General features: G+C 64.6%; 25 protein-coding genes and 2 tRNA genes. 12 read left to right on the top strand and 15 right to left on the bottom strand.

Annotation, left to right across the window (positions count from 1 at the left end):
• Nucleotides 1-65: 65 nt before the first annotated feature.
• Nucleotides 66-716, bottom strand: coding sequence for a GntR family transcriptional regulator (locus ACOXXX_RS10700; protein ID WP_422826565.1), 651 nt, complete (start codon nt 714-716; stop codon nt 66-68).
• Nucleotides 717-747: 31 nt separating this feature from the next.
• Nucleotides 748-1,440 carry a M48 family metallopeptidase gene (locus ACOXXX_RS10695; protein WP_422826564.1) on the bottom strand — a complete coding sequence of 231 codons (693 nt, stop codon included), beginning with the start codon at nt 1,438-1,440 and terminating at the stop codon, nt 748-750.
• Between the two features lie 106 nt (nt 1,441-1,546).
• Between ACOXXX_RS10695 and ACOXXX_RS10690 the strand changes: the two genes are divergently transcribed.
• The gene (locus tag ACOXXX_RS10690) at nt 1,547-1,867 is read left to right on the top strand and encodes a TIGR02300 family protein (protein WP_422826563.1); all 321 of its coding nucleotides are present in this window, start codon (nt 1,547-1,549) and stop codon (nt 1,865-1,867) included.
• Nucleotides 1,868-1,956: 89 nt separating this feature from the next.
• Nucleotides 1,957-2,032 (top strand) — tRNA-Ala (locus ACOXXX_RS10685).
• 196 nt (nt 2,033-2,228) lie between these two features.
• Here ACOXXX_RS10685 and ACOXXX_RS10680 read toward each other — a convergent pair.
• From ACOXXX_RS10680 to ACOXXX_RS10670, 3 genes are all read right to left on the bottom strand, one after another.
• Nucleotides 2,229-2,747, bottom strand: a complete 519-nt coding sequence (locus tag ACOXXX_RS10680) for a DUF421 domain-containing protein (RefSeq protein WP_422826562.1) — start codon at nt 2,745-2,747, stop codon at nt 2,229-2,231.
• Between the two features lie 406 nt (nt 2,748-3,153).
• The gene (locus tag ACOXXX_RS10675) at nt 3,154-3,954 is read right to left on the bottom strand and encodes an endonuclease/exonuclease/phosphatase family protein (protein ID WP_422826561.1); all 801 of its coding nucleotides are present in this window, start codon (nt 3,952-3,954) and stop codon (nt 3,154-3,156) included.
• A 101-nt stretch (nt 3,955-4,055) separates the two neighbouring features.
• On the bottom strand, nt 4,056-5,012 hold the full coding sequence (locus ACOXXX_RS10670) for an L-malyl-CoA/beta-methylmalyl-CoA lyase (protein ID WP_422826560.1): 957 nt from the start codon (nt 5,010-5,012) through the stop codon (nt 4,056-4,058).
• Nucleotides 5,013-5,279: 267 nt separating this feature from the next.
• On the opposite strand from ACOXXX_RS10670, the gene dgcN reads away from it, so the two are divergent.
• From dgcN to ACOXXX_RS10655, 3 genes are read left to right on the top strand one after another with little or no spacing between them, the layout of a single operon-like run.
• A complete protein-coding gene (gene dgcN / locus ACOXXX_RS10665) occupies nt 5,280-6,281 on the top strand; it encodes an N-acetyltransferase DgcN (protein ID WP_422826559.1) in 1,002 nt (333 codons plus the stop codon).
• A 39-nt stretch (nt 6,282-6,320) separates the two neighbouring features.
• Nucleotides 6,321-7,286: an N-acetyl-D-Glu racemase DgcA gene (gene dgcA, locus ACOXXX_RS10660; protein WP_422826558.1), complete on the top strand. Its 966-nt coding sequence runs from the start codon at nt 6,321-6,323 to the stop codon at nt 7,284-7,286.
• Between the two features lie 18 nt (nt 7,287-7,304).
• Nucleotides 7,305-8,168: a D-amino-acid transaminase gene (locus ACOXXX_RS10655; RefSeq protein ID WP_422826557.1), complete on the top strand. Its 864-nt coding sequence runs from the start codon at nt 7,305-7,307 to the stop codon at nt 8,166-8,168.
• A gap of 94 nt (nt 8,169-8,262) precedes the next feature.
• Here the strand turns inward: ACOXXX_RS10655 and ACOXXX_RS10650 are convergent, their stop codons facing one another.
• On the bottom strand, nt 8,263-8,577 hold the full coding sequence (locus tag ACOXXX_RS10650) for a DUF1244 domain-containing protein (protein ID WP_422826556.1): 315 nt from the start codon (nt 8,575-8,577) through the stop codon (nt 8,263-8,265).
• 30 nt (nt 8,578-8,607) lie between these two features.
• Complete coding sequence (locus tag ACOXXX_RS10645) at nt 8,608-9,345, bottom strand: N-formylglutamate amidohydrolase (protein WP_422826555.1); 738 nt, start codon at nt 9,343-9,345, stop codon at nt 8,608-8,610.
• A gap of 149 nt (nt 9,346-9,494) precedes the next feature.
• Here ACOXXX_RS10645 and pyk point away from each other — a divergent pair, with 149 nt between their 5' ends.
• From pyk to rplT, 4 genes are all read left to right on the top strand, one after another.
• Nucleotides 9,495-10,940: a pyruvate kinase gene (gene pyk / locus ACOXXX_RS10640; RefSeq protein ID WP_422826554.1), complete on the top strand. Its 1,446-nt coding sequence runs from the start codon at nt 9,495-9,497 to the stop codon at nt 10,938-10,940.
• Nucleotides 10,941-10,996: 56 nt separating this feature from the next.
• A complete protein-coding gene (locus tag ACOXXX_RS10635; protein ID WP_422826553.1) occupies nt 10,997-11,221 on the top strand; it encodes a hypothetical protein in 225 nt (74 codons plus the stop codon).
• A 165-nt stretch (nt 11,222-11,386) separates the two neighbouring features.
• A complete protein-coding gene (rpmI, locus tag ACOXXX_RS10630) occupies nt 11,387-11,587 on the top strand; it encodes a 50S ribosomal protein L35 (RefSeq protein ID WP_422826552.1) in 201 nt (66 codons plus the stop codon).
• Between the two features lie 29 nt (nt 11,588-11,616).
• Complete coding sequence (rplT, locus tag ACOXXX_RS10625) at nt 11,617-11,982, top strand: 50S ribosomal protein L20 (protein WP_422826551.1); 366 nt, start codon at nt 11,617-11,619, stop codon at nt 11,980-11,982.
• Nucleotides 11,983-12,006: 24 nt separating this feature from the next.
• Here rplT and ACOXXX_RS10620 read toward each other — a convergent pair whose 3' ends face one another.
• From ACOXXX_RS10620 to ACOXXX_RS10605, 4 genes are all read right to left on the bottom strand, one after another.
• Nucleotides 12,007-13,110 carry a hypothetical protein gene (locus ACOXXX_RS10620; RefSeq protein ID WP_422826550.1) on the bottom strand — a complete coding sequence of 368 codons (1,104 nt, stop codon included), beginning with the start codon at nt 13,108-13,110 and terminating at the stop codon, nt 12,007-12,009.
• 120 nt (nt 13,111-13,230) lie between these two features.
• Nucleotides 13,231-14,745 carry a tetratricopeptide repeat protein gene (locus ACOXXX_RS10615; protein ID WP_422826549.1) on the bottom strand — a complete coding sequence of 505 codons (1,515 nt, stop codon included), beginning with the start codon at nt 14,743-14,745 and terminating at the stop codon, nt 13,231-13,233.
• A gap of 43 nt (nt 14,746-14,788) precedes the next feature.
• Nucleotides 14,789-15,472, bottom strand: a complete 684-nt coding sequence (locus tag ACOXXX_RS10610) for an SGNH/GDSL hydrolase family protein (protein WP_422826548.1) — start codon at nt 15,470-15,472, stop codon at nt 14,789-14,791.
• 96 nt (nt 15,473-15,568) lie between these two features.
• Complete coding sequence (locus tag ACOXXX_RS10605) at nt 15,569-15,955, bottom strand: hypothetical protein (RefSeq protein ID WP_422826547.1); 387 nt, start codon at nt 15,953-15,955, stop codon at nt 15,569-15,571.
• Nucleotides 15,956-16,136: 181 nt separating this feature from the next.
• Here ACOXXX_RS10605 and pheS point away from each other — a divergent pair, with 181 nt between their 5' ends.
• The gene (gene pheS, locus ACOXXX_RS10600) at nt 16,137-17,210 is read left to right on the top strand and encodes a phenylalanine--tRNA ligase subunit alpha (RefSeq protein ID WP_422826546.1); all 1,074 of its coding nucleotides are present in this window, start codon (nt 16,137-16,139) and stop codon (nt 17,208-17,210) included.
• Between the two features lie 24 nt (nt 17,211-17,234).
• Here the strand turns inward: pheS and ACOXXX_RS10595 are convergent, their stop codons facing one another.
• Nucleotides 17,235-18,320: a Gfo/Idh/MocA family protein gene (locus tag ACOXXX_RS10595; protein WP_422826545.1), complete on the bottom strand. Its 1,086-nt coding sequence runs from the start codon at nt 18,318-18,320 to the stop codon at nt 17,235-17,237.
• 34 nt (nt 18,321-18,354) lie between these two features.
• The gene (locus ACOXXX_RS10590) at nt 18,355-18,546 is read right to left on the bottom strand and encodes a DUF6324 family protein (RefSeq protein WP_422826544.1); all 192 of its coding nucleotides are present in this window, start codon (nt 18,544-18,546) and stop codon (nt 18,355-18,357) included.
• 134 nt (nt 18,547-18,680) lie between these two features.
• Between ACOXXX_RS10590 and ACOXXX_RS10585 the strand changes: the two genes are divergently transcribed.
• Together ACOXXX_RS10585 and ACOXXX_RS10580 are read left to right on the top strand one after the other, a co-directional pair.
• A complete protein-coding gene (locus tag ACOXXX_RS10585; protein ID WP_422826672.1) occupies nt 18,681-19,193 on the top strand; it encodes a GNAT family N-acetyltransferase in 513 nt (170 codons plus the stop codon).
• Nucleotides 19,194-19,216: 23 nt separating this feature from the next.
• Nucleotides 19,217-19,293 (top strand) — tRNA-His (locus ACOXXX_RS10580).
• A 149-nt stretch (nt 19,294-19,442) separates the two neighbouring features.
• On the opposite strand, the gene ACOXXX_RS10575 is transcribed toward ACOXXX_RS10580, so the two are convergent.
• Together ACOXXX_RS10575 and phaZ are read right to left on the bottom strand one after the other, a co-directional pair.
• Nucleotides 19,443-20,771, bottom strand: coding sequence for a serine hydrolase domain-containing protein (locus tag ACOXXX_RS10575; RefSeq protein WP_422826543.1), 1,329 nt, complete (start codon nt 20,769-20,771; stop codon nt 19,443-19,445).
• 200 nt (nt 20,772-20,971) lie between these two features.
• Nucleotides 20,972-22,255 carry a polyhydroxyalkanoate depolymerase gene (gene phaZ, locus ACOXXX_RS10570; RefSeq protein ID WP_422826542.1) on the bottom strand — a complete coding sequence of 428 codons (1,284 nt, stop codon included), beginning with the start codon at nt 22,253-22,255 and terminating at the stop codon, nt 20,972-20,974.
• Nucleotides 22,256-22,332: the final 77 nt, after the last annotated feature.

Here is a 22,332-nt window from a genome sequence, read left to right as displayed (position 1 = left end):
GCGGGCGATACGAGAGACGCTGTCTCTCGTGCTCTCTGGAGTTTCAGCCAAGAAGAAGGGGCGGGTCAGCCCGCCAGCATCCGCAAGCCCTGGGTGACGTCGGAGCGGACTGCGAGGCGCAGGCCGGGTTCGTCTCCGGCCTTGAGAGCGGCGATGATCAGCCGGTGGTATTGCGGCGCCTCGGTCCGGCGCAGGCGGCCGTAAAGAGCGCGCATGGTCGGGCCCAGTTGCAGCCAGACGGTTTCGGCCATCGCCAGCATCGCCGGGGCCTGGGCGCGCAGGTAGAGCGCGCGGTGAAATTCCAGGTTGGTACGGATATAGCCGACAGCGTCGCGGTTGCTGACCACGTCGGCGATGGTGCCGTTGATCGCCTGCAGCCGGTCGATGAGCGCGATATGCGCGCGGGGCAGGGCGCGGCTGGCCAGCTCCACCTCGATCAGGGCGCGCAGGGCGGCCAGCTCCTCGATCCGTTCCTGGCTGAGTTCCGGGGTCTGCACGCGGCCCGAGTTCGACATCGACAGCGCGCCTTCGGCCACCAGCCGCTGCACCGCTTCGCGCGCCGGCGTCATCGAGACCTCGAATTCGCGCCCGATGCCGCGCAGGGTCAGCGCCTGACCCGGGGCGATCTGGCCCAGCATGATGCGCGTGCGCAGGCCGCGGTACACGCGGTCATGCGCCGAGGGCGGCAGGTCGGTCAGGCGGGGTGAGGCCAGCATGGCGGGATCGTGATCACAAAATCACCGGCGGTCAATCGTCAAAGCGATAGCGGTGCAGCCCGGCGCCGTGTTCGCGCAGCCATCGGCGCGGCGCGTGCCAGTCGCCGTACAGCTGTGTGACCGTGGACCAGAAGGCGGGCGAATGGTTCATCTCGGCAAGATGCGCGACCTCGTGGGCGGCGACATAGTCCAGCACCTCGGGCGGTGTAAGGATCAGCCGCCAGGAATACATCAGCCCTCCGGTCGACGAGCACGACCCCCAGCGCGAGCGTGTGTCGCGCAGCGTGAGTTTGGTATAGGGCCGCCCCAGCAGGCCCGCGTAGCGGTCCGATGCCGCGGCCAGCCGGTCGCGCGCCTGGGCCTTGAGCCAGCCCTGAACCCGCGCGGCGATTCGCGCCTCGGGCCCCGGCACCAGCAGCGCGTCGTCGGTCAGGCGCAGGCTGCGGCCCTCTGCGGGCAGGATCCGGCGGTCCCGCCCCGCCACCGGCAGCAGCGCGCCGGGGCCGACCTGCACATCGGCGCAGCGCGCGGCCAGGTGACCGCGCAGCCAGGGTTCCTTTTCGCGCAGAAACGCCAGGGCCTCGCGCTCGGGCAGGCGGCGCGGCAGGGTCAGCGTCACCCGCCCATCGAGCTGCGACAGCCGCAGGCTTAGCCGCCGCGCGCGGGCGGAGCGGCGCAAAATCACCGCGATCGGGGGGTTGCCGGGAAGCGTCACGTCACCCATATAGCGGACCTCGATAAGCCGGGCGTCAAAGCCTTTGACACTGCCGGAGTGTTATGGCACTTGCCCCGGATCGTCCACAGGACCACCAGATTAAAGGGGACTTCCCATGCCCAAGGAAGAATGGGGCGTCAAGCGTGTTTGCCCGACCACCGGCAAGCGGTTTTATGACCTCAACAAGAGCCCGATCATCAGCCCCTACACGGGCGAAGAGGTCGAGGTCGACACCTCCAAACGCAGCATGATCGCCGCTGACGCGGCCGATGGCGCGCGCAGCAAGTCCAAGGTCAAGGAGACCGAGGAGGATGCGGTTGTCGAGGATGACGACATCGACGTGGATCTGGACGACGATGATGTGCTGGAGGACGAGGACGACGACGATAACGTCTCTCTGGACGAGATCGCCGACGTGGCCAGCGACGACGACTAAAGGTTTGTGCGAGGGGGCGGATTTTTCCCTTGATCCCACCCCCGGCTTTGCGTAATCGAAGCCGCACACGGCGCTCCGGCGCCAACTTCGGGGCCTTAGCTCAGCTGGGAGAGCGCTTGCATGGCATGCAAGAGGTCAGGGGTTCGATCCCCCTAGGCTCCACCAAACCTCCTTTGAAAAAACTTGCCGGGTTGTCTGGCTTATTGCGGGACGTCCTTCGGCGTTGCGACGGTGGTTGATCGTCCCGGCGCTGGACTGCAGTGGTCATGACAGGGCTTAGGCCTTTCGCGTCGGCGGCTTGTCGCGCGCAGGTTTGTGGACGCAGGACAGTACCCAGCTGCAGGTCGGCGACGGTTGCGGCTCAGGCAGAGCGGTTGACCCCGTCAAGGAGGATGTCGTCCAGGGCGTCGCCGTGCAGCACCGAGATATCCCCGGTGGTTTCAAGCACGACGGCGCGCACATCTTCGAGGTGCAGGACGTTTGCCTCGCGCAGTTTGGCGATGATGTCGCTGCGGGTCGTGCGCGTGCGGGTGAGCGCGGCGTCCTGGAACTCTCCGTTGTGCATCAGCAGGGTCGGGGTGTTGCCGATCAACCCTTCGAAGCTTTCACGCTCCGCGCGCATCCTGGATACGGCGTACTGGATGCCGAGCAGCGCGGTGATGGCGATCAGAGGTTGCAGGAGCCCGCTCCAGCTTGAGGCTTGCACGCATCCGGCGAGAAGTGACCCGATGGCGATGGTGGTCACGAAGTCGAAGGACGTCATCTTGGAGAAGGCGCGCAGCCCGATCACGCGCACGCAGACCACCACCCAGAACAGGCCGATGAGGGCGAGGAGGGTGCCGCGCAGAATGACGTCGAGGGCGGCAATTTCGGTGAACATCAGGTCACGTTTCGCTGCTTGAGGAGACGGTGAAAGGCGGCGCAGATATCGAAACCTTTCCTGGCTCGGGTAGCGATCTTGCGGACAAGTTGGCGGACGTCTGGCGCACGGGTTGTTGCATCGAAGCTCCTCAGGGTTGATAGATCAACCCACGCGAGGGTGATTGGTTCATTTCCTTGCCCTGATCGGCTGACCACGGTCGGCGAACGCGCGACGGCCCGGCTGATCGAGCCAGACAAATTTCAGCGGTTCGCGACCGGGTATTTGGTCGGGTCGTCGCTTGTTTGCCTGAAGGTTCCGGAGTTTGCCTCAGCGCAGAAACGGGTAGAGGGGCGTATTTTCAGGAATGGCCTTGCTGTCGGCCGCTCCTGCCCGGAAACCATCGTCCTGCTGTTGCGATGCCAGGCTATAGCTCGAGCACCAGCGGGCAGTGATCCGACACTTCGGGCTCATAGTTCACGTCGAAGGATTTCACAGCCTCTTCCCGGTTCACCAGCATGTAGTCGGCAAAGCGGCCGGGCTTCTTGTACTGCGCGTTGCGCGTGCCGGCAAAGCCGCGTCCAGTCACCAGTTCGCAAAGCCCCGCGTTTGCCAGGATCCGGAGCGTTTCGCTGTCCGGTTCGACGTTGAAGTCACCGCAAACCACCGCCAGGTCCGTGCCATCAGAGACATGACGGGAAAGATCGAGGAACCTATGCGCCTGCGCCGCGCGGTCGGGCGTATCCATCTTGCCGGCGAGATCCCGCAACCCGTGCATATGGGTGACGCCGACCGTCCGGCGCGATGTATCGTCAAACACCCTGACGCCATGTGCGTTGCGAGAGCGCGGGTGGTCGCCGAAACCGTTGGAGGAATAGTCTTTGTGAACGAAGCCCTGCACTTGGCCGATGATCGGGAACGAGCGGCGCACGAATGTGGCCAGACCCCATTGCGACGGTACGGATTGCGTTCCGTCCCATAGCACACCCTGCGCCGCGGGGCAGAAGATCGCGACGTGATCTTGCAGCGCGTCCGAGACATCGCGAAAGAAATTGGCGCGTTGCGGCAGGACATGATCGCCATCCCGATAGGTCAGCCAGTCCTTCTTCGAGGCGGGGCTGTGGATCACCTCTTGCAGGCAGAGAATATCCGGGTCGCTGCAGCGCAGGTAGGACACAAGCGGCTCGTGCAGCTTGCCTCCCCAGCCGTTGAGACAGACTATTTTCACCCGGCGTTTCCTCTCCCTGCCCGTTGCCGACACTCTCCGAAGAGCTTGGTCGCCGCAAGCAAGGCATCTTTCAATCGGTGGCCGGGAGGGCGACCCGCGATCTAGCCCGCGATCATCTCGGATTGTTTCACGATCACTTCGGCCTGTTTGATGCTGGCGATGTCCACGAGGCGGCCCTTGTAGACCGTGGCACCTTCGCCCTTGGCCTTGGCCTCTTCCATCGCGGCGAGGATTTCGCGCGCTTCGGCGACGGCGGCGTCCGACGGGGTGAAGACCTCATTGGCCAGCGCCACCTGCTTGGGGTGGATCGCCCATTTGCCGACCATGCCGAGCGTCGCCGAGCGCAGCGCCTGCGCGCGGAAGCCGTCGTCGTCCGAAAAATCGCCGAAGGGACCATCGACCGGCAGCACGCCGTGGGTGCGGCAGGCGGCGACGATGGCGGCCTGCGCCCAGTGCCAGGGATCGGACCAGTATTTCGCCCCCTCATGCGCCATGTAGTAGTTTTCCTGCGTCCCGCCGATGCCGGTCGTTGCCATGCCCATGGAAGCGGCGAAATCCGCGGCGCCCAGGCTCATCGCCTGCAGGCGTGGGGTGGCGGCGGCGATCTCTTCCACATGGCTGATGCCGGCGGCGGATTCGATGATGACCTCGAACCCGATGGGTTTCTCGCGGCCCTTGGCGCGTTCCACTGCGGTGACCAATGCGTCGACCGCGTAAAGGTCGGCAGCGCATCCGACCTTGGGAATCATGATGATGTCGAGCCGGTCGGACGCCTGTTCCAGCAGGTCCACCACGTCGCGGTACCAGAAAGGCGTGTCCAGCCCGTTGATCCGCACGCTCAGCGTCTTTTTGCCCCAGTCGATGCCGCCGATGGCCTCGATCACGTTGGCGCGGGCGCTGTCCTTGTCGGTGGGGGCCACCGAATCCTCCAGATCGAGGTTGATCACATCCGCCGCCGAGGCCGCCATCTTTTCAAAGATCGCCGGGCGCGAGCCGGGGCCGAACAGCTGACAGCGGTTCGGGCGGGCGACGGGGGCAGGCTGGATACGGAAGGACATCGGGCTCTCCTTGAAAGGATATGTCGTGTACGGTCGCATACCGGTTATAAAATGACCCGATGCTGCGCAAGCATAATTTGCAGGTGCAGCATTGCGGGGCCGAAACGGCCCCGGGCGGGAACACTGTGCCGGGATGCTCGTTTCTTTTGCACCGCCGGGCCGTGCTTGCCTGTTCATGCGACCGTGCAAAGAAAATTGGCCCTGGGTAAAGACATTGCCCCCGCGCTGCGGTTAGCGTGGCGGCCAAATCGACAGGGGGACGACACGATGATCGAGACACCGTATCTGCTGTTTCTGGGCGACGCGCCCGATGCGCTTTCGGCCAAGGTGGCGCAGGGCATCAAGGACTGGCGCCCCGACAATTGCGTCGGGCAATTCCGCATGGACGGCTGCAAGGCCGACATGAAGCTGCCCGACATGACGCTGGAAGAGGCCAAGGCGGCCGGGGCCAAGACGCTGGTGATCGGTGTTGCCAATCGCGGCGGCAAGATCAGTCAGGGCTGGAAAAAGGTGCTGGTCGCCGCGCTTGAGGAAGGATTCGACCTGGCCTCGGGCCTGCACAACCTGCTGCGCAACGAACGCGACCTGGTCGAAGTGGCCAAATCCTGCGGACGCAGCTTGCACGATGTGCGCATCCCGGAGGTCGAATACCCCATCGCCAGCGGTGAAAAGCGCAGCGGCAAACGGGTGCTGGCCGTTGGCACCGATTGTTCGGTGGGCAAGATGTACACGACGCTGGCGCTGGATGCGGCGATGCGCGAACGCGGCATGAAATCCACCTTCCGCGCCACCGGCCAGACCGGCATCCTGATCACCGGCGAAGGCGTGCCGCTGGACGCGGTGATCGCCGATTTCATGGCAGGCTCCATCGAATGGCTGACGCCCGACAACGATCCCGACCACTGGGACGTGATCGAAGGGCAGGGCTCGCTGTTCCACGCCTCGTTTTCGGGTGTGTCGCTGGCGCTGATCCATGGCGGCGCGCCCGATGCGCTGATCCTGTGCCATGAGCCGACCCGCAGCCACATGCGCGGTCTGCCCACCTACAGCCTGCCGACGCTCGAGGATGTGCGCGACCTGTCGCTGCAACTTGCCCGCGTGGTCAATTCCGGCTGCCAGGCGGCCGGGATTTCGATCAACACGCAGCACATGAACGACGCCGAGGCGAAAAGCTACCTCGCGGAGGTCGAGAAACGGATGGGCCTGCCCGCGGTCGACCCTTATCGCCACGGGGCAGAGCGGCTGGCCGAGGCGCTCGAGGCGCTGTGACCCGGCCCGCGAATCCCCCGCAAGCGAAAGGAGCGGACCTTGGATATTGAGGTGACACGTGATGTGTTCCGGCTGGCCGAGGTGTTCACCATCAGCCGCGGATCGCGGACTGAAGCAAAGGTTCTGACGGTGCGGATCACCGACGGCGGCGTGACCGGCTGGGGCGAATGCGTCCCCTATGCCCGCTATGACGAGACGCTGGAGTCGGTCACCGCCGAGATCGAAGGCCTGCCCGACCGTTTCGACAGGGATGCGCTGTACGACCTGTTGCCCGCAGGTGCGGCGCGCAATGCCGTGGATTGCGCGCTTTGGGATCTGCAGGCCAAGCAGGCAGGGCGTGCCGCTTGGGAACTGGCCGGCCTCGCCGCCCCGGGTCCCGAGATCACCGCCTACACCCTGTCGCTCGACAGCCCGGAAAAGATGCGCGCGCAGGCCGCGAAACACGCGCACCGTCCGCTTTTGAAGATCAAGCTTGGCACCCCCGACGACATGCCCCGGCTCGAGGCAGTACGGGCAGGCGCGCCCGACGCCCGCATCATCATCGATGCCAACGAAGGCTGGTCTGCCGCGGTCTATGCCGATCTGGCGCCGCATCTTGTGCGGCTGGGCGTGACGCTGGTGGAACAGCCGCTGCCCGCGGTTGAGGATGACGCGCTCATCGGCATGGACCGCCCGGTGCCGGTCTGCGCCGACGAATCCTGCCACGACCGCGCGTCGCTGCCGAAGCTCAAGGGCAAGTACGACGTCGTGAACATCAAGCTCGACAAAACCGGCGGCCTGACCGAGGCGCTGCGCCTGCGCGATGCCGCGCGCGCCGAAGGCTATGACGTCATGGTCGGCTGCATGGTCGGGTCGAGCCTTGCCATGGCGCCAGCGACGCTGGTGGCGCAGGGGGCGCTGGTGACGGACCTTGACGGGCCGCTGCTTCTGGCCGAAGACCGGGACCACGCTCTGACCTTTGACGACAAGGGCGTGCATCCGCCCGAACGCGCCCTCTGGGGCTGAGACACAAGGACCCGACCCATGACCCGCACCGTCTATGTCAACGGAGAGTACCTGCCCGAACACGAGGCCAAGGTGTCGATCTTCGACCGCGCCTTTCTGATGGCCGACGGGGTCTACGAGGTCACCAGCGTTCTCGAAGGCAAGCTCATCGACTTTGCCGGTCATGCCAAACGGCTCGAACGGTCGCTGACCGAGCTTGATATGCGCGCGCCCTGCACGACCGACGAACTGCTCGAGATTCATCGCGAGCTGGTGCGCGTGAACGACATCGACGAGGGGCTGGTCTATCTGCAGATCACCCGTGGCGCACCCGGCGACCGCGATTTCGTCTTTCCCGATCCCGAAACCACGGAACCGACGATCGTGCTGTTCACCCAGAACAAGCCCGGGCTCGCCGACAGCCCGGCGGCCAAGACCGGGCTCAAGATCGTCACCATCGAGGATCAGCGTTGGGGGCGGCGCGACATCAAGACGGTGCAGTTGCTCTACCCGTCGATGGGCAAGATGATGGCCAAGAAGGCCGGGTGCGACGACGCCTGGATGGTCGAGGATGGCTTCGTCACCGAAGGCACCAGCAACAACGCCTACATCGTCAAGGGCAACAAGATCATCACCCGGGCGCTGTCGAACGACATCTTGCATGGCATCACCCGCGCCGCCGTGCTGCGGTTCGCGCGCGAGGCGCAGATGGAGGTCGAGGAACGCAATTTCTCGGTCGAAGAGGCCAAATCCGCCGACGAAGCCTTTGTGACCTCGGCCAGCGCCTTCGTCATGCCGGTGGTGGAAATCGACGGCGCGGCCCTGGGCGACGGCACACCGGGCCGACGCAGCCTGCGCCTGCGTGAAATCTATCTCGAGGAAAGCCTCAAAGCGGCCATCTGACGCCCCCCCCCGCGCCGCGCCCCTCATTCTCCGGTTTTCAAATACCCTCGGGGGAGGCCGCCAAAGGCGGTCGGGGGCAGCGCCCCCAAAAAACCTATTCGTCCTTGCCGACGTTTTCGGCAAAGCTCTTTTCGAAGGCCTGCTGCTTGTCGGGCCCGGCGTCGGTTTGGTGGTTCGCTTTCCATTCCGCCATGGTCATGCCGTAGAACGCCTCCCGGCCTTCGTCCTTGCTCATCTCGATGCCGCGCTCGTTGGCGGCCTCCTGATACCAGCGGCTCAGGCAGTTGCGGCAGAAACCGGCCAGGTTCATCATGTCGATGTTCTGCACATCCGTGCGATCCTGCATCAGGTGCTGGCGCAGACGGCGGAAGGCCGCGGCCTCAAGCTCGATACGGGTCTGGTCGTCCATCTTGCTCTCCTTCTTCATGCGCCTGTCGGATCAGAATGTGCTGTCGGCCAGCGCCGATTCAAGCACCGGCGCCAGTCTTTCGCCCCAGTGGCGCTGCTGCTCGGCGGTTTCGATCAGGTCGCTGCGCAGTTCGATCAGCGTGTTCATCCGCCCGTGTTGCAAGCCGTGCCGGTCGATCGAGTCACCGGGCAGATGGCCGGGGTAGGGCTGGTTGCGGCCCACGGTCAGGTCCGGTTCCGCCTCGAGCCGCGCGATCAGCGGATCCGACAACCGGCTGTCCCAGGCGTGCAGGATGCCCACATGCCAGGGCCGTGTCGGCCGCCCGCGCAGCTGCCGGGTAAAGGAATGCACGGCGACGATCACGGTATCGTCGTGCCGCGCCGCCAATTCCTCGAGCGCGGTGTGATAGGGCCGGTAATAGGCATCGAGCCTGCGCGCCCGTTCCTCGGCTCCGGCGTGGCGGTTGCCCGGAATGACCGACCCGTCATACAGCCGCATCAGCAGCGTCGGATCATCCTCGCCCCGGTTGGGATCGATCACCAGCCGTGAAAAATCCGACAGGATCGCAGGGCATTGCAGGGTGTCCGCCAGGGCCCGCACGACCCCCGCCGCGCCCACATCATAGGCAATATGGCGGGCCATGTCGGCTTCGGGCAGGCCCAGCGTGCCGCCCAGATCGGGCGGGACCCGGTTTGAGGCATGATCGCAGGTGATCAGCCAGCGGCTTTTGCGTTCCGCCCCTTCGATCAGGTAGGGTGAGTAGGTCATGGAGGTGTCATTTCGTTTTGCGATGACATAGAGGAGTTGCGTGACAAAGGGAAATAGGCAATAACTCTCAAGAACTGTTAGCGGTAACACTGCACTTGCAGCACGCCCCTGGACGGGTGCCGCCGACACATCCGATAAGGACTGCTGATATGAAACGTCTGCGCAATGTGAAGATCGTGGCCACGCTTGGCCCGGCGTCGTCCGACTATGAAATGATCCGGGCCCTGCACGAGGCGGGGGCGGATGTCTTTCGCCTGAACATGAGCCACGGAAGTCACGAGGAAATCGCCGAACGCCATGCGATCATCCGCAAGGTCGAAGAGGATTGCGAAAGCACCATCGGCATTCTGGCGGATCTTCAGGGGCCAAAGCTGCGCGTCGGTGTCTTTGCCAACGGTGAAGAGGAGCTGGAAGAGGGCGCTGATTTCCGGCTCGACCTCGATCCGGCCGAAGGCGATGCGACCCGCGTTAACCTGCCGCATCCCGAAATCTTCGCGGCGCTCGAAAAGGGCTCGCACCTGCTGATCAACGACGGGAAGATCCGGCTCAAGGTCACCAAGTACGGCAAGGATTTCGCCGATTGCACGGTGCTGACGGGCGGGACAATTTCCAACCGCAAGGGCGTGAACGTGCCCGACGTGGTGCTGCCGCTGGCGGCGCTGTCGGAAAAGGACCGCAAGGATCTGGCCTTTGTCGCCGATCTTGGCGTCGACTGGCTGGCGCTGTCCTTCGTGCAGCGCGCCGAGGATGTGAACGAGGCGCGGGCGCTGTGCAAGGGTCGCGCGGCGATCCTGTCCAAGATCGAAAAGCCCGCCGCGGTGAAATCCTTCGATTCGATCCTGGCGGTCAGCGACGGCATCATGGTCGCCCGGGGCGATCTGGGGGTGGAACTGCCCGTGCAGAACGTACCGCCGATTCAGAAACGCCTGATCCGCAAGTGCCGCGCCGCAGCCAAGCCGGTGATCGTCGCCACGCAGATGCTGGAATCGATGATCGATTCGCCCATGCCCACACGGGCCGAGGTGTCGGACGTCGCCACGGCGATCTATGAAGGCACCGATGCGATCATGCTGTCGGCCGAATCCGCCGCCGGGTCCTATCCGGTCGAGGCGGTGACGACGATGAACAACGTCGCCATCGAGGTCGAGGCCGATCCGACCTACCGCGAGGTGATCGACGCCTCCCGGGCCGCCAAGCGCAACTCCGTCGCCGACGGCATCGTCGCCGCCGCGCGCGAGATTGCCGAGACCACGGATATCAAGGCGATCTGCTGCTTTACCCAGTCGGGCACCACGGCCCTGCTGGTGGCGCGCGAACGCCCCCGCGTGCCGATCCTGGCGCTGACGTCGCAGGAAGGCACCGCCCGCCGTCTGGCGCTGACCTGGGGCACCAACTGCGTGCAGACCGGCAAGCTCGAGCGTTTCAAGGAGGCTGTCGTGAACGCCGCGCGCGAGGCCCGCAAGGGCGGCTATGCCACAGCGCAGGACCAGATCGTCGTGACCGCCGGTGTGCCGTTCAACACCTCTGGCACCACGAACATCCTGCGTGTCGCCCCCTGCGACGAACGGCTGATCTACCACACGGATCCGGGCTGACAGCGGTCTGCTTCCAGAGTAATCTGCCTGCGTAAGTGGTGGGCAGGACATTTCTGATGGAACCGGATTTGAGTCTCGTCATCGGCCTGGTGGTGGCGGTGTTCGCCATACCGGCAATGGTATCGGCGATATCGGACGGGCGTCCGCCCCGCGCGGCGTCCGTTGCCGTGCTGATCGCGGGCGGGCTGATCGTCTATGCGATCAACACCAAGGAAAACGGCTACCGGATGGACCAGATTCCCGGGGTGATCTACCGGGTCATCGGGCAATTCACCGGATAGCCGGGCGGCAGCGGGGCATCGACTGACCGGCGACTACCGGCCGCGCGACAAACCGTCTTGCATCCCCAGGCGCAGCCGCCTATACGGCGCCTCTCTACCGCGCGTCCGGCCCAAGTGGCATGCCGAGTCGCGCGCCAGACCGACCCAAATTCGAAGGAGACGGAAATGCCCAAGATGAAGACCAAATCGAGCGCGAAAAAGCGCTTCAAGGTGACGGCGACCGGCAAGGTCCTGTCGGGCCAGGCGGGGAAACGCCACGGCATGATCAAACGCACCAAGAAGTTCATCCGCGATGCGCGCGGGACGACCACTTTGTCGGCCCCCGATGCAAAGATCGTCAAGGGCTTCATGCCCTACGACCGCTGATAGACCCATCTGAAAAGGAGCCCTAGATCATGGCACGCGTCAAAGGTGGGACAGTCACCCACGCCCGTCACAAGAAAATCACCAAGGCCGCCAAAGGCTACTACGGCCGTCGCAAGAACACCTTCAAGGTGGCGGCACAGGCTGTCGACAAGGCCAACCAGTATGCCACGCGCGACCGTCGTGCGCGCAAGCGCAGCTTCCGCGCGCTGTGGATCCAGCGCATCAACGCGGCTGTGCGGATGTATGACGACACGCTGACCTATTCGCGTTTCATCAACGGTCTGGCACTGGCCGGGATCGAGGTGGACCGCAAGGTTCTGGCCGATCTCGCGGTGCACGAGCCCGAGGCGTTCAACGCCATCGCGGCGCAAGCCAAGGCCGCGCTGCCCGCCTGAGCCTTCAGCGCCAGGAATTGACGATCAGACCGCGGCTTCTTCGGAGGCCGCGGTTTTTTCTTGTGCGGCTTCCGTGCCCGGTGGTGCGGCAAGGTCGGTCGGCATGAAAAGATCGAACCACAGGCGCACACCATCGACCCATTCGGCAAATTCGCGGCGGTTGCCGGAAAAATCCGCCTGCCGCGACACGTAGGTGCCAAAGGCCATGGCATAGGCCCGGCATTCACGGCAATCGATATTGGGCGAACAGCACTTGCCTGTGTGCCGTGTGGCGTCGGATCCGTGATGGCGATGGGTTTCGGTCGACCGGGTGCCGCAATTGATCGCCACGCCGTCGGCGTCCAGGTCCCAAAGCTGGGCGATGGGCCGGGAAATCCAGTCGTTGTAATGCAGGCTGTAGCGGACGGTGTCCGGATAAAGCGCCATCGCCTCGACGATCTGCGCACGGGCGGCGGCCAGGCTTTCGGGCGTGTGCCGCAAGTCGTAATCCGGGGCGCTCAGCCGCAGGTAGTCGGTCCGCTCGGCTTCGGTCGATTGTACGTGGCTCTGGTAGGCATCGGTGGGCGAAAAATAGCTGTAGGTCAGCGGCACGCCATGCGCGGCGCAGGCAGCGGCGGCCGGGACAATCTCTTTGGTGTTGTGTGCATTGATCGTAAAGACAAAAACCGCGCGCGGGTCACCGGCATAGTTTCGAAATGCCTTGGCATTCACGTCCGCGCCGCGCAACTCCGCGCTGCTGTCGCCGATTCCCCAAAGCGACACATGAATGCGAAAACCCAGATCGTCGGCGATCCGCCGCGTCCCGTTGGTAAAGACCACGCCCGCGCCGATATGGGTCCAGGCCGCGCGCAGCCGGTTCGGCACCATCGATGGCTCCGCCCCGGCAAGATAGGCAAAGTTCACGCCCCGCCGGGCTTCGGCTCGAAAAAGCGCGTCCCACTTAAGGTCCGTGCCGTCGGCCTGCGGATGGGTGCTCGCCCGCGCGAAGTAAAGACAGCCCTCGCAGGTCAGATTGCAGATGTTGGCGACATCGTAGCTCGACGCTTGCAACCGCCCGATCCGGCGGCGCAACGCCGACAGGGTCGGTCGCGTGCTGCGTCCTTCAATGATGCGGTGTGGCAGGGTCATCGGAAACTACCAGGCAAGGGGGCTACTCTCGGGACCTAGCAGAGAACTGTATCCGCAGTACACGCAAAAACGCGTTTCGCGACCCGCATCACTGCAGCGCCTGACAGGTCCAGTCGGGAGTTACTGGGGTCCAAGCGCCGCGACCCGCCGCAGGTTGCCGCGCAGAACGTCCATGAACAAGCCCCGCTGCATGATGTCGATAATCGATGCGTGCTCGGCCAGTCCCTTGATCGGGTAGAGCGTCACCCCGGGCGCGCCGCGCACGACCTCGGCATAGGCGGAATCCTGCGGCTGATCGGCACCATAGATCAGGTCGAGCTGCAGTGGCGGATCCTGTGCATCGAGAACGGGTCGCAGGAGTCGCGGGCGGTCGGGGGCGAGAGTTTCGATCCGGTGCAATATCGACCGCGCCCGCCGGTCGCCGATCGAATCCGCAAAGGCGCGATCCACGACAGTGGGGGACGAAAAGCACACCACGCGGTCGGCCTTGAGCCGCGCGCCGAAGAGCACCGCGCCAAACCCGCCCGCCGACACACCGATCATCGTCAGGCTGTGCCGCGGGCCAAAGCTGTCGATCCGCGCCTGCAACGCCTCCGCCGCGCTGTCCAGATCGCCACCGAGCTCGGCATGGCCTGCGGTGAACAACAGGCGGTCGGGGTCGCGCAGATAGATCGCATTTGCCCCGGCGCAGTTCAGGTAGGCATCCATCGCGACCGTCATCAGCGCGACCTCGGCCAGGCCGTGGAAATAGACCACCACATGCCCCGATCCGGTGTTTTCGCTTTGGGTAATGGTATCTTCGACCGCCGTCAGCACCGGATCGCGGGTCAGCATGTCCTCCTCGATGTCCTTGACGATCCGAGGCACCAGCGGGGCAAAATGCGGTCTGCCGGCGGTGATCTGCTCCAGCCGGGCCTGGATCAGGTCCAGACGGCCCTTGCCTGCGGGTTTGGGCGGGGCACCGAATTCGGGCGGCAGGTTCTTCGACCGGTGGTGCGCCAGATCGGGATGATCGGCCCAATGCGCCATCGCCTGGTCCACCAGACGCTGCAACCTTTCGGGGTCACGGCGCATGGCGGCGCGCAGCTCTCGCAGCGCGATCAGATGCGCGGGGCCGTGGCCGGGGGCGAACATGCGTGCGGCCAGTTCCGCCTCGGCGGTGTCCTCGGGCAGGAACCGGGTCGCGGCCTGATATTTGATCTCGATCGCCTTGGGGTGTTCGGGATGGGTCGAAAGCACAAGATCGGCCTGTTCCTCGGCCAGCTGGTTCTGCCCGGTTTCCAGCGCTGCAAGCGCGATGTTGAGCCGCGCAGGTGGCACTATCTCGGTGCCCGCGTCCAGGGCCGCGCGGGCGGCTGACATCACGGCATCGTAGTCCCGGCGCCTGATCCCCAGCGCCACGGTCAGTTGCAGGTCGAGTGGCGCGGCCAGACCCAGACCCCGCGCCGCGTCAAGCGCCTCTTGCGCGCTGTCCAGGTCCTGGCAGGCAATCTCGGCCCGGGCGATCCGGAACCAGTGGGCGGGTTCGGCATTTTCGGGCAGGGCGCTGCGCAGCAGATCGCGGGCGGCGGCGTGCTGATGGTCTTTTCCCAGCGCGTCCGCCTGGGTCAAAGCCTCTTTCCAGTTCAGCGACATGGCTACGGGTCCTTCTGTCCGATGTACCGACGGGGCACGCGGATCACTGCCCGGCCCGGGTGGTCGCCGGGTCCGCGCTGCGCAGGGCGTCCGCGATCAGCGCCGCGATGCGGGCAGAGCCTTCGTGCGAGGGGTGGATGCGGTCGCGCGCAAACACAGAGGCATCGGCGGGCTGAACCACATCCCCCATGTCGACGTAGAAAACGCCCGGATCCGCCGCCGCCATCCGCGCGGTGCGCCCGGCCATCTGGTCATAGACGCGGCCGCACGGCGTGCCGACGAAACGCGGCGAGGTGTAGTAATCCGCCCAGAGCACCCGCACATTGCGCGCCCGCAACTTCGCCACCATGTCCGGGATCGCGCCGGTGCGGCCGTCGGCCGAGATCAGCCGGTTCAGGATCGCCCCGGTTCCGGCCCCCGAACAACCGACGCCCAGATCGTTTGCGCCGCCGTTCATCACCACCCAGCGGGCAGACAGCCCGCTGACCTGGCGCGAGATGTCGAGCGGCCCGGACCCGGTCGATCCGGTCACGCTGGCATAGGGCAGGGACACGTCGCCCACCGGCTGCGCCAGCCGCTCTGACAACTGGTCCGCGACGCCGGCGCCCTGGACACGATTCCAGGCCATGACGGAGTCCCCGGCGACGACGATCTGCGCGTCATCCGGCACGCCGCGCCCGCAGGCAGCGGTGAGTAAAAGCAACACGGCAACGGCAATCCGGCGCATGAAAAGGGTCCTTTTGACTGGCACACCCCAAGACATGATGCGCGTAGCCCGTCCTGCAAGTGAGCTGGTTCTTATCCCGCCCCCATGCTGCAACCTTCAGAATGCAAAGTAGGCGATGATTGGCAAGAGGATCAGCAACGGATTGCGGGCAAGCAGCCTCAGTGTCAGGAATGCCATGCACAGCAGCAGGATGCCGGTGATGGGCAGCGTGTACAGAAGCAGGTGCCCGAAGATCATCAGGAACCCTTCGAAATGTGTGGTGTAAAAGTAGTAGAGCAATCCGAGACCCAGAGCTGACGGGATCTCTAATGCCGCCCATTTGCTACTGCCGGATTTGCCGTGTCCTGACATGCCTGCACTCCCCTGCATGAAGCCCTCTGAAAAACGCCTGCGACATGGAGTAACGACGCGAAAAGGCCGCGATCGGGCGTGATGATGGTCATTTCCGGAAAATACCTTGGCCGTCTGGCCGACACGTTCCATCCGAGTGGACGGGCCGGCGACGGTCGATATAGCGAACCGGATGGCAGCCATCCGTTGCCCCGACGCCACGGGTCGCATTGGCACCGCAAGACGGGCGGCACATGCCGCGCGCGACCGCGCGATGTCTTGTATTCAGCCACCAGTCTGCTAACCCGTCCGGCGATCACTGAAGGACCGCGCGATGGACGATCTCAAGCAGAAATACCTCTCCCGTATTGCCGATGCCGCCGACGAAGCGGCGCTCGAGGATATCCGCCTGGCTGCCGTCGGCAAGAAGGGCGAGGTGGCCCTGAAGATGCGCGAACTGGGCAAGATGAGCCCCGAGGAACGCCAGACCGCAGGCCCCGCGCTCAACGCGCTCAAGGACGAGATCAATTCCGCGCTGGCGGCCAAGAAGATGGCGCTGGCCGATGCCGCGCTCGACGAGCGCCTGCGCGGCGAATGGCTCGACGTGACGCTGCCGGGGCGGTCGCGGCCCGCGGGCACGATTCACCCGATCAGCCAGGTCACGGAAGAAGTGACCGCGATCTTCGCCGACATGGGTTTTTCGGTGGCCGAGGGGCCGCAGATCGATACCGACTGGTACAATTTCGACGCACTCAACATCCCCGGTCATCACCCCGCGCGGGCCGAGATGGACACGTTCTACATGCACCGCGCCGAGGGCGACAATCGCCCGCCGCACGTGCTGCGGACCCACACCAGCCCGGTGCAGATTCGGCATATGGAAAAGCATGGCGCGCCTTGCCGCATCATCGCGCCGGGCCGCGTCTACCGCGCCGATTACGACCAGACCCACACGCCGATGTTCAACCAGGTCGAGGGGCTGGCGATCGACAAGGACATCTCGATGGCCAACCTCAAGTGGGTGCTGGAAGAGTTCTTTGCCGCTTTCTTTGAAGTCGACGGGATCAAGACCCGGTTCCGCGCCTCGCATTTCCCGTTCACCGAACCCTCGGCCGAGGTCGACATCCAATGTTCCTGGGAAGACGGGCAGCTCAGGATCGGCGAAGGCGACGGCTGGCTCGAGGTGCTGGGGTCGGGCATGGTGCATCCCAAGGTGCTGCGCGCCGCGAATGTCGATCCCGAGGTCTGGCAGGGCTTTGCCTTTGGCATGGGGATTGACCGGATCGCGATGCTGAAATACGGCATTCCCGACCTGCGCGCCTTTTTCGACAGCGACCTGCGCTGGCTGCGTCACTACGGCTTCGCGTCGCTTGACGTGCCGACGCTGCACGGCGGGCTGTCGCGCTAGCATACTGCTTGCGCGGTACGGCGCTCAGGAACGGTCAGCCTCCGCGCGCGGGCGAAGCTGCACGGTTTGCCCGGTGCGGGCGGATGCCTGGATCGCGTCCACCACAGCCAAGCTGCGCAATCCTTCGCGTCCCGATACCAGCGGCGTCTCGGTCCCCGCGATCACCGCCACGAACTGCGCGATCTGGTTCACCAGCGGATCGGACGCGCTTTGCGGGACCGAGGTCGCGGATATGGGTGTCCACCAGTCGCGCACCGCGCCGTGCGACCAGACCGTGAGGTCGGGAATCGACAGCGACCCGTGGCTGCCGCCGATCTGGTAGGCGCTTTGCCCCGTGGCCGGATAGACCGGGTATTCGCGCGAGGTCATTTCCCAACTCCAGGGGGCGACAATGCTGTCCGAGACGGTGATCGTCCCGATGGCGCCGGTGTCAAAGGTCAGAAGGGCGGCGGCGACATCCTCGTTCTCGAACCCGCGCTGCGATGGCGCGGCCTGAGCCTGCACGCTGACCACTTCGCCGCAGAGATGCCGGATGAGGTCGACATCGTGGACGAGGTTGACCGATATCGGCCCCGCGCCGCGCAGCTTGCGCCACGGGGCGGCGTCGAAATAGGCGTCGGGCTTGTAGAACCAGCAGGTCGCCTGCACCGCCCGGACGGTGCCGATCTGGCCCGCGTCGATCAGCGCCTTGGCCTGACGGATCAGCGGATTGTGGCGGCGGTGATGGCCGACCAGCAGCGGCACGTTCGCGGCCTCGGCCTGCTCAACGAGGTCGCGCGCGGCGTCCAGATCGTCAGCGAGCGGCTTTTCGATCAGCGCGGGAATGCCCGCCGCGACGCAGCGCAGGCCCTGGGCCGCATGCAGGGGTGTCGGGGTGGACAGGATGATGCCGTCTGGCCGTTCCGCCGCGATCATCTCGTCCAGATCAGCGAAGAGCGGTATGCCCCGACGCGCTGCCTCGGCCCCCGCCTGCGGGCCGGTATCGACCACCGCGCAAAGCGTGGCGCCCGCGACCTGCGCGATGGCATCGGCATGACGCTGCCCCACAAGGCCCAGCCCGGCGATGGCCAGCCGGACGGGCGAGGCTCTGCGGGGATCGGGTGTGGACATGACGGCGCCTTTCTGACGGCGGCCGGGCCCGGCCCTAGCGGACCTTGACCTTGCGCGCGGCAGCGGCGGCGGCGCGGATTTCCTCGGCGATGTCGTCCGCCTCTTCCGGGTCGAAATCCATCGGAATTTCGATTCCGTCGGCCAGAACGAACAGCCGCACCATGCCCTGATCGGTCGGGCCGATCTGCAGGTTGGCTTCGATGTCGCGTTCGGTGTTGATGCCCATGTCGATGTCCCCGGCGGCTGTCAGGGGCCGTACGGGCCCCGCTATCAGGACGCAGGACGTACGCGCAGCCCCGCCGGAATGCAAGAGCGTGGCATGTGCTGGACAGCGGCGGCGCGCTCTGCTTCGCTGCCGATATGGCGGTGGAATTGCGTGACCTGGAACCTGACGATGTGCCCTGGCTGGTGGATCAGCACGGCCAGCACTATGCCCGTGCCGAGGGGTTCGACGACAGCTTTGGCGCGCTGGTGGGCGATATTTTGCAGGCTTATGTCAGGGATCGTGATCCAACCTGCGAGCGCGCCTGGATCGCGGTCGAAGAGGGCCAGCGCCTTGGCAGCATCTTCTGCGTGCGCGAGGATGCGCAGACGGCCAAGCTGCGGCTGTTCCTGCTGGCGCCCGCGGCGCGCGGAAGGGGCCTGGGCAAACGCCTGCTGTCTACCTGCATGACCTATGCCAAGGCGCGGGGGTACCGGCAGATGCGGCTTTGGACGCATGAAAGCCACCGCGCGGCCTGCGCGCTTTACGCCCGCACCGGCTGGACCTTGAACAGCAGCCGTCCGGTGCGGTCCTTCGGCGTCGATCTGGTGGAACAGGCGTGGTCGATCCGGCTGGATCAGGCCGGGATTGGGGCTTGCAATGACGATTAAGCGGGGGTATTTCGCCCCAACGTGCCGACTTAGCTCAGTAGGTTAGAGCGCTTGATTGTGGATCAAGAGGTCCCCCGTTCGAGCCGGGGAGTCGGTACCATCCCCCCCCTTTCGCGACCCTCCGCCGGTAAACCTGCGGTCAGGAGCCGTTCGAATATCTGGCTTGCCCTGAAAAGAAGGGGGATGTCCGCAAACCGCGTTGGTCGGCTTACAGCCCGAAGTTGACGGCTGCTCCTGGCGCACAGGACATTATCGCATCATGAGGTATTCAGCGACCGCTTGATAGGCAGGCAGTGAGGTCGGATCGATGTAGCCGTTCTGCGCGCGGGGGTAGGACGCAACGCGCACCAGAACCATCTCGGCGGTCGGGTCGATATAGATCGTCTGGCCGTGGACGCCGCGCGCGGCATAGGCGCCGTGGTCGTTGTGCAAGACCCACCACTGGCTTTTGTAGCTGCCGTTCGGGATCGTCGGAAAACCTGCAAACTTCGACTGATCGCCTCCTGCGGCGATTTTCTGAGCAACCTCCGCCGGGAAAAGGCGCTTACCGTTCAGTTGGCCCTCGTTCAACATCAGCAAGCCGAGCCGCCCGAGATCGCGCAGGCCTGCCGTTATGCCGCCACCGGCGAAGGGCACGCCCTTGCCATCCACCGTCTGGTAGGCGTCCATCTCGGCGCCCATGCGGCGCCAAAGGCGCTCCGAGGCGAGATCGGTCACCGCCTTGCCCGTCACCCGGCTGATCATCCAGCCAAGCATGTCGGAGTTGATCGTCTTGTAGTGGAATGCGTCTCCGTGGTTGCCCTCCGGCTGAACCTGCTGGAGATACTCCCAGTAGCCGTCCGGCCCCTCGTAATCGGCTGGCTTCGGCAGCGGGCTTGCTGCACGCGAGTAAACCCAGATGTCGGCGTTCGGGTCAGAGTAGTTTTCTGAATACTGGACGCCGGTGGTCATATCCATGACCTCCCGGACGGTTGCACTCGCAAAGGCACTGTCGCCGATCTCCGGGATCACGTCACGGACCAGACGCGTATCGTCAAGCACGCCCTCGGCCACGAGAATTTCGCCCAAAAGCCCGGTGATCGACTTCGTCATCGACATGATCGCATGCTTGCCCTCTTGCTCGAGGCAGCCGAAGTAGCGCTCGTAGACCACTTCTCCCCGATGGAGGATGAGCATGCCGTCGGTGTAATTGGCGAAGAGTGACTCTTCCCAGGTCATCTCGGTGGTGGCGTCGATCGGCATGAAGGTCAGCGCGTCGATCTCTCGCGCCAGATCGGCGAATTCTGACGGGCTAGGGTAGTTCAGCGGAACGGGCGCATTGGTGCCGCGGCTGATCTCTTCCGTGGGCAGGAACTCGCGAAGATGACAGACAGACCAGCGCAACTTGGGAAAGCTGAAGTAGTTGCTGTCGGGCTGTGTGATGAGCTTGTCGTCAGGCGGAGGGAAGCCCTGCATCCAGCCAATAACATTCGGGTCGGACTGCTGCGCAGAAAGCACGTCTGTTTGCGCAAGAACCGATGTTGCAGAGATCGCGGACAAAACTGCGGCTATGCCAAGACGAAATGTGCGCCGAACCATTTGCTTCTCCCTTTTTCATAGACGCAAAGCATCACCGAATTTCTTTCGGGTCTTTAAGGAAGGTGCTGTTCGGTCTCTGTCCTGTCAAACAAATTGAATGTGGGCTTCGTCCGCAAAACCGACCAGCACGTTTGGGACCCGTCCAAAAGAAAACCCCCGCGATCGGGATCGCAGGGGCCATGACGCGCTGATCTGTTTGGTCAGGCGACGTTCTGGTTGGCCGCCTTGGCCGGTTTCGCCGATTTGCGCGGGGTGCCTGCGTTCTGGTCGATGAAATCCAGCACGAGCGGGCGGATGTTGTTGCGCCAGCTCTTGCCCGCGAAGATGCCGTAGTGGCCCGCGCCGGGTTCCACATGGCTGGCCTTCATGTCGTCCGGCAGGCCGGTGCACAGCCCCAGCGCCGCGACGCACTGGCCGGGGGCCGAAATGTCGTCATTGGCGCCTTCGACCGTCTTGACCGCGACCTTGGTGATCTTGCCGATATCGACCGGCTTGCCCGCCACGACGAATTCGTTCTTGGCGATCTCGCCGTTCTTGAAGATGCGTTCCACGGTCGACAGGTAGAATTCCGCCGGCATGTCCATCACCGCAAGGTATTCGTCGTAGAATCGGTTGTGGGCATCGTGATCCGACCCCAGCCCCTTGCTGACGCGGATGATCTGGTCGTTGAAGGCCTTGGAATGCCGGTCGGCATTCATCGACACGAAGGAGGCCAGCTGCAGCAGCCCGGGATAGACCATGCGGCCGACGCCGGGATATTTGAACCCGACGCGCTGGATCATCGTCTCTTCCAGCTGGCCCATGGTCATGCGGTGGCCGAAATCGGTGACATCGGTGGCATTGGCATCGGGATCAATCGGCCCGCCGATGAGGGTCAGCGACCGCGGCTGCGCGTCGGGGTCCTCTCCGGCAAGGTAGGCAGTGGCCGCCAATGTCAGCGGCGCGGGCTGGCACACCGCGATCACATGGGTGTCGGGGCCAAGGTGCCGCATGAAGTCGACGAGGTAGAGCGTGTAGTCCTCCACATCGAATTTTCCGGCGCTGACCGGGATGTCGCGTGCATTATGCCAGTCAGTGACATAGACTTCACAATTGACCATCAACGATTTGACGGTCGACCGGAGGAGAGTGGCGTAGTGACCCGACATCGGAGCCACAAGAAGGATCTTGCGGGGCTGTTCCGCACGTCCCGACACGTTGAAGTGGAGCAGGTCGCCAAAGGGGCGCTCCACCACTGTTTCGATGTTGACCAGATGATCCTTGCCGTCTTCGCATGTCATGGTGCGGATGCCCCAGTCGGGCTTGACGACCATGCGTTTGAACGTGCGCTCGGTGACTTCGCCCCAGGCCGCCATCCACTGGATCGCTGGGTTGGGAATCATCGAAAAGGCCGGGTAGGATGCCATCGTACGGGCCGTTGCGCCCATCCAGGCATTGGTGTTGCGGACGGTTTCCATCAGGTCGTAAGTGGCCATATAGCGCATGATGCGTCTCCTTTTGCCGGTGCGCGGGGCGCACATCGAGCCAAATCGTCGCTTTGCCCCCCGACCGTGGCGACTTT

It is taken from the genome of Thalassococcus sp. BH17M4-6, assembly GCF_049323015.1.
In the GTDB taxonomy this organism is placed as follows: Bacteria; Pseudomonadota; Alphaproteobacteria; order Rhodobacterales; family Rhodobacteraceae; genus Puniceibacterium.
Note: the sequence above shows the minus strand (reverse complement) of the source record. Positions and strands in the feature narration are given on the sequence as shown.